Source organism: Rubrivirga sp. (genome assembly GCF_049648075.1).
Taxonomy (GTDB): domain Bacteria; phylum Bacteroidota; class Rhodothermia; order Rhodothermales; family Rubricoccaceae; genus Rubrivirga.
Genome location: NZ_JBARYR010000056.1, coordinates 1 through 5,813, shown reverse-complemented (window position 1 = coordinate 5,813; position 5,813 = coordinate 1). Strand labels below are relative to the sequence as shown.

Sequence of the window (5,813 nt, the reverse complement as noted above, 5' to 3'; positions counted from 1 at the left end):
CGGCCGGCCGATGGGATCTGGTCTCTTCGGGACGGAAACCACGTATAGACCACGTCCGCAACGACTCGAAGGGACCTCGTCTCCCATGCGCCTTTTTCTCGCCTCTCTCCTGCTCACGGCCACGGCGTCGGCCCAGACGTGGGACTACGACGTCGCCCTCGACTCGGCGTACACGCTCGCTCGTGCCGACGACCTCGAGGGCGCCCTCGACTGGTACGAGGTCGCGTTCAGCCGCGCGGCGCCGACCAACCCGTTCGTGCCGTTCGGCGCTGCGGAGGACGCCATGCGGGTAGGCAGACCTCGACAGGCCGTCTCCTTCCTGCACCTGGCGGCCAAGACGGGGTTCGCGAGCGTGCTCTACGCGCACCGGGTGGACAGCTTCGAACCACTCCGCGGCCGGGCCTGGGACGGATGGATCGACGCGGTCCACCGGGCGCAGGCCCTCAGACTCCCCGACTACGACGAAGCCTCCGCACGAGACGTGATCCGGCTCGCCCTCGAGGCCGAGCGCGTCGCGGACCAGCGGCACGACCTCGAGGGCGACTCGACGCTCTCAGACATCGACCGCGAGAGCCGCGTGGCCGCCCTCGATGCGGTCGACCATGCGGTCGCGTCTCAAGCCGTCGTCTTGTTTGAAGATCGGGGGTGGCCCCGAGAGAGCGTGGTCGGAGAGGCCGGTGCAGAGAGCGCCCGTGCACTCATCGGGCGTCTGCCGCCCGATGGCAGAGAGCGATTCCTGCCCGCCTACCGCGCCGCCGTCGAGGACGGCGAGGCCGACGCCGATCGCTATATCGAGGCCGTCGATCAGCATCGTGTAGATACCGGCCATCCTCAACTCTACGGAACGGCCTTCTGGTGGGACGATGGCGCCGAGGAGTCCGTCTCGTACCCCCTCGAGGACGGCGCGGACGAGCAGCGAGCGGAGCTCGGGCTGGCCTCGCTCCGCGAGTGGTTCGATCGGATGAGCAGATCCTGGCCACCCCGCTTCGGCTGGCCGACGGAGTAGCGCCGGCTGCGCCGACCCGACGGTTCTCGAGGACGGGGTTACCGCACGATGGCGAGGCGCCGAGTCGCGGTCTCGGCGGCCGTCGTCGCGCGCACGACGTAGACGCCGGACGAGAGGGACGACGTCTCGACCTCGAGGACGGCGCCATCCGCGAGCGGTCCGTCCCAGACCTCGAGGACGCGGCGCCCTCGGACGTCGAGCACCTCGACGGTGACGGGCTCTACGACATCGAGGTCGACCTCGATGCGGACGGCGCCGCTCGAGGGGTTGGGCCACGTCGAGATCGAGAAGCCGGCCTCGAGGCTGGGAGGCGTGCTCGTGCCTCGGCGGATCTCGGCGTCCAGCCACGCCATCCGGTCGCGGAGCCAGCCCTTCATGTAGCCCACCACGTCGGCGTAGGTGGCGTTGGGGTTGGCGTAGACGTTGGGCCAGACGTACTCGCCCAGGATGGGCCAGCGCTGGAAGTTGCGGGCCTGCGCCTCGTCCAACAGCGCGACGTTGGCGTCGATCTCCGCCATCAGCGAATCCGTGTGGAGGAGGCCTTGCCGAAGCGTCGTCCACCGGTCCTGGAGCCGAACTCGGAACCCGTCGCTCTCGACCAGCTTGGGCCACCAGAACGGGATCGGGAAGGGGTCGCCGGATTGGAGAAAGTCGACCTGGAAGCCGGTCGGGTCCTCGCCACTGTAGTAGTTCGCGTTGCCGAAGGCGAGGTTAAAGTCCCACACCGGCCCGGCGTGGAGCAGCGGGTCGTTGGAGTCCTTGTCCTTGTAAAAGAATGAGCTCAGCCGGTACCCGTCCACGTTCTTCGCGACCTCGTTGACCAAGTAGAAGTCGATAAACGAGTCGAGGTCGATGTACGCGGGATAGCCGGTGGCCTCGTCTTGGAAGCTGTCGCTCGCCATCGCGTTCTCGAAGTCGGTCATGAAGCCCGAGATGTAGGCGACTTGCTCCGGGACGATGTCGTCGGCGTCGGGGTCCTCGAACAAGTAGCGGACCGGGTTGCTCGCGTTCGAGGGCGAGGGGTACGGCGAGGTCCAGCCGGCGTCGCCGCCGCTGCCGGTCGTCTTGTCGAGCTTGAAGATGTAGCCGCCCGTCAGGTCGTCGCCCTCGACCTCGTCGTCCTTGAGGTTGTTGATGTCGATGCGCTCGTCGTCGCGCTTGAGCTTCTCCATCAGCACGTAGACGCCCTGGTACTCGCCGTTGAGCACGACCTCGCAGAACCGCGTCCGGCTCGCGTACTGGCCCAGCCGCCGGGCCAGCCCGTAGGCGAGCACGTTGCGCATCAGAGTCTTGTCGCTGTACGGCGCCTGCAGGATCCAGTCCTCCTCCGTCGGCATCCCCAGCAGCGACGCGTCGATGTCGTCACCGTCAGCGTCCCACAACTCGACGCCGTACTGCTTTTTGGGAAAGAAGGCCTGCGACGTCGAGCCCCGGCGCTCGATGCCGATGAACCCGTCGTAGTCGTTCGGCGCGTCCGTGACCGCGTTGCGCACCGACGGCCCGTTGTCGATGATCTGCATCCGAGCCATGATCTTGGGCTCGTCCGGGATCTCCTGCGCGTCCGTATCGATCAGGACGATGGGCAGGTTCGAGGACGTGAACGAGACGCTCTGGGCGAACGCCGGGACAGCCAGGACGAGGGCGAGGAACAGAAACCGCATCGTGGTGGGAGTTGAGTTGCGGCGGAAACATAGGGGACACAAACCCGCCCTCGAGGTCGGGCCGGTGCTTTCGCCCTCGAGGACGCGGAAGGCTTGAAGCGCCCCCGCAGCGTCGCACGAAACGGTGCCACGCGTCCTCGAGGACGACGGCTACCCCTCGAGGGCGTCGCCGTAGCCGCGCAAGAGCTCCCAGCGGAACAGGCCCGAATCGTGGCCGTCGCCCCAGACGATCTGGAGCGCGTAGTGGCCGGAGGGCCGGAGCTCTTTGATCTCGTACGTCATCAAGGACGGGATCGAGAACACGACCGGGTCGACGGGCTCGGCCATCTTTCCGTGCCCGCCGCGGCACTCGGCACACGGGCAGGCGCGGCGCAGCCCCTCGTACGAGAACGTCGAGGTCGCGCCGTCGGCCCAGCCGACGGTGAGAGACTGGGCGGAGGCGTCGGCTTGGAGGCGGACGGGGCGGTTACTCGGGCCAGACAAAGTGCGTGGGGCCACACGGCCAGACGAGGCGTTCGTCGGCGTCGGTGGGCAGGGTGTGGAGGTCGCGCGGCCAGTCGCCGCGGAGCAGGTGGAGGGCGACGAGCGCCGAGACGGCCGCGTCCCATTCGTGGTCATTGGCCGTGCCGACCTCGAGGCCGAGGCGGGCCGACAGGTCGGCGTCCATCGGCTTCGCCTCGGCAACGTAGTCGTAGTGGCGGTGCCAGAGCGCGCGGTAGAGCACCTTCGGGTGCGTCTCGGAGACGGGCACCTCTGGCTGGCGGGCGCGCAACGCGAGCAAGACGGCCATGCCGCCCACGCTCATCGACCCGTAGAGCGAGTTCGGTGCGGCCGTGCTCCGCCTCGAGGCCGGATACTCGCGCCGGAGCCAGCGATCGGCCGGTCGCCAGCCGCTCCGGCCCGTCGCCCAGCACGTCAACGTGTCCACGCCGACGGCGGCGACCGACTCGTCCTCGAGGGCGGTCAGGACGGACTCGACCGTCGGATGGGTGGACAGGCGCAAGGCGTGGGGCTGGCCGTCCTCGAGGTCGAGGAGGGCCAGGCCGTGGCGCCCGTTCCCGCCCGGGTCGTAGCCGACGACGGTCCGGGAGCCCTCGAGGCCGGCGGGAGGCGTTTGGGGAGATGGCATGGGCGGGGTGTCCTTGAGCGCGAGCGCTCAGCCTCGAGGTCGCGAGCGTCACCGTATGGGTCCCCGCCTGTGCGGGGATGACTCTTGTGAGTGTGTGCGGAGTCGCCGTCCCTGAGGTCGGGTTGGACGTCCCCAATCCCCAACACCCAGCCCCCAACCCCCAACCCCCAACCCCTACAAGAACAGGTCCGGCATGAACTCCGTCGCGCCGGGTGTGACGGCGTACTCGGACAAGTCTGTCTTGCCCGCTTTTGCCAGCACCTCGTCGTCGATAAAGAAGTTGCCGGTCGTGGTGGACGGCTGGGTCAGGACCCAGTGCGCGGCGTCGGCCATGATCTCGGGCGTGCGGCTCATGTTCATCATCGCGTCGCCACCGAGCGCGTACTTGACGGCGGCGGTCGCGATGGTCGTGCGCGGCCACAGGGCGTTCGCGGCGATCCCGTCGTCCTGGAGCTCCTCGCCCCAGCCCAGGATGCACATCGACATGCCGTACTTCGAGATCGTGTAGGCGACGTGCGGGCCGAACCACTTGGGGTCGAGGTTGAGCGGCGGGCTCAGCGCCATCACGTGTGGGTTGCGGCCGGCCTTGGCGCTCTCCTGGAGGTGCGGCAACGCGGCCTGCGTGACGCAGAACGTGGCGCGCGTGTTGACGCTCTGCATCAGGTCGTAGCGCTTCATCGGCGTGGACTCGGTCCCGGCCAGGAAGATGGCGCTCGCGTTGTTGACCACGATGTCGATGCCCCCGAACCGCTCGGCGGTCTCGGCCACGGCCTCGAGGACGCGGTCCTCATCGCGGGCGTCGACCTGGAGCGGGAGCGCGTGGCCGCCGGCCTCTTCGATCTCGGTGGCAACCGTGTGGATGGTGCCGGGCAGCTTAGGGTGGGGCTCGGCCGTCTTGGACGCGATGGCCACGTTGGCGCCGTCGCGCGCGGCGCGGATCGCGATGGCCCGGCCGATGCCGCGGCTGCCGCCGGTCAGGAAGATGGTTTTGCCGTCGAGGGAGGCCATGCGCGTGTAGAGATAGGACTCTCTGGTAGCCGCGCCGCCCGACCGCGTTCCGTCGCTCCCCGTCCTCGAGGCTGCTCAAGCCGGCTTAACAAGCAGCCGCGCCCCGTCCTCGAGGGCCGGATCAAGGAGGAAAGACGGGGTTCTTCCAGAACTCGATGAGCTCGGCGACCGTCTCGACAAAGATGCCCGCCTCGCCGTTGCCGATGATCCCCTGCGTCCAGCCTCCGCCGTCGGAGAGCAGGGCCACGTCCGCTCCGCGCGCGGCGTGAACGACGAACAGGTCTTCGGTGCCGTCGTCGTTGACGTCCTCCGCCCCGACCGCGACGATGCGGTCCCCCGGCTGCGGCATCGTGGTCATGACGAGGTCCTGGATCTCGCCGCCCTCGTCGACCTGGAGCGTGTAGGGGTAGAGCCCCGTCGAGGACGCGTCGGCGCTCTGGTCGAGCGGGATAAAGCACGCGCCGGGGTCTCGAGACGTCGCGAACGCGAACGTGTGCTGGGGCATGGCCGAGCCGTACCCCCAACTCGCGACCTCGACGGCGCGCTCGCGGCACTGCTCGGTCGTGCGAGCCGTCGGCGCGGTGGCCGGCACGACAGGGGCCGCCGGCTCCACAGCGGTCGTCGGCTCGACAACTGATTCAGACCCGACGGGAGTCACGACCTCCGCCGCCTCCACGTCGGCAGATTCCGTCGTTTCGGTCGGCTCGGCCTCGAGGTCGGACGCGTCGCCGCAGGCGGCAAGGAGGAAGAGCGAGACGGTGAGCGCGAGGGCGTATCGCATCGGAGGGGGGTCGGTGCGTCCTGAGACTAGGTCGCGCCCTCGAGGTCGTCATGGGACCCGGGGTTACTTCTCGACCTCGAGGACGAGGCCAAGCCGTCTCCTGAGCTTACGTCGTTTCGGTAGACATCCCCTCGGTGGAAGATCGCGCCTCGAAGACCGCCGGACTCAGGTAGCCCAGCGTCGAGTGCTTGCGCTGACGGTTGTAGAAGACCTCGATGTAGTCGAACA

General features: G+C 68.6%; 7 protein-coding genes. 1 reads left to right on the top strand and 6 read right to left on the bottom strand.

Going from position 1 to position 5,813, the window contains the following annotated elements:
- Positions 1-85: 85 nt before the first annotated feature.
- Positions 86-1,006, top strand: a complete 921-nt coding sequence (locus WBA11_RS01620; RefSeq protein WP_424518984.1) for a hypothetical protein — start codon at positions 86-88, stop codon at positions 1,004-1,006.
- 38 nt (positions 1,007-1,044) lie between these two features.
- Here WBA11_RS01620 and WBA11_RS01615 read toward each other — a convergent pair whose 3' ends face one another.
- From WBA11_RS01615 to WBA11_RS01590, 6 genes are all read right to left on the bottom strand, one after another.
- Positions 1,045-2,667 carry a CotH kinase family protein gene (locus WBA11_RS01615; RefSeq protein WP_424518983.1) on the bottom strand — a complete coding sequence of 541 codons (1,623 nt, stop codon included), beginning with the start codon at positions 2,665-2,667 and terminating at the stop codon, positions 1,045-1,047.
- A gap of 150 nt (positions 2,668-2,817) precedes the next feature.
- The gene (locus WBA11_RS01610) at positions 2,818-3,150 is read right to left on the bottom strand and encodes a DUF971 domain-containing protein (RefSeq protein ID WP_424518982.1); all 333 of its coding nucleotides are present in this window, start codon (positions 3,148-3,150) and stop codon (positions 2,818-2,820) included.
- Positions 3,134-3,796: a hypothetical protein gene (locus WBA11_RS01605; RefSeq protein WP_424518981.1), complete on the bottom strand. Its 663-nt coding sequence runs from the start codon at positions 3,794-3,796 to the stop codon at positions 3,134-3,136. Before WBA11_RS01605 ends, WBA11_RS01610 begins: the two co-directional genes overlap by 17 nt.
- 174 nt (positions 3,797-3,970) lie before the next feature.
- Positions 3,971-4,804 (bottom strand): SDR family oxidoreductase, encoded by an 834-nt coding sequence (locus WBA11_RS01600; protein WP_424518980.1) that lies wholly within the window; start codon positions 4,802-4,804, stop codon positions 3,971-3,973.
- Positions 4,805-4,925: 121 nt separating this feature from the next.
- Positions 4,926-5,585, bottom strand: a complete 660-nt coding sequence (locus WBA11_RS01595; protein ID WP_424518979.1) for a hypothetical protein — start codon at positions 5,583-5,585, stop codon at positions 4,926-4,928.
- Positions 5,586-5,691: 106 nt separating this feature from the next.
- A partial coding sequence (locus WBA11_RS01590; RefSeq protein ID WP_424518985.1) for an IS3 family transposase occupies positions 5,692-5,813 on the bottom strand: 122 nt, incomplete at its 5' end.

Coding starts and splice junctions, on each gene's coding strand:
- WBA11_RS01620 (WP_424518984.1), top strand. CDS start 86: ATGCGCCTTTTTCTCGCCTCTCTCCTGCTCACGGCCACGGCGTCGGCC.
- WBA11_RS01595 (WP_424518979.1), bottom strand. CDS start 5,585: ATGCGATACGCCCTCGCGCTCACCGTCTCGCTCTTCCTCCTTGCCGCC.
- WBA11_RS01600 (WP_424518980.1), bottom strand. CDS start 4,804: ATGGCCTCCCTCGACGGCAAAACCATCTTCCTGACCGGCGGCAGCCGC.
- WBA11_RS01615 (WP_424518983.1), bottom strand. CDS start 2,667: ATGCGGTTTCTGTTCCTCGCCCTCGTCCTGGCTGTCCCGGCGTTCGCC.
- WBA11_RS01605 (WP_424518981.1), bottom strand. CDS start 3,796: ATGCCATCTCCCCAAACGCCTCCCGCCGGCCTCGAGGGCTCCCGGACC.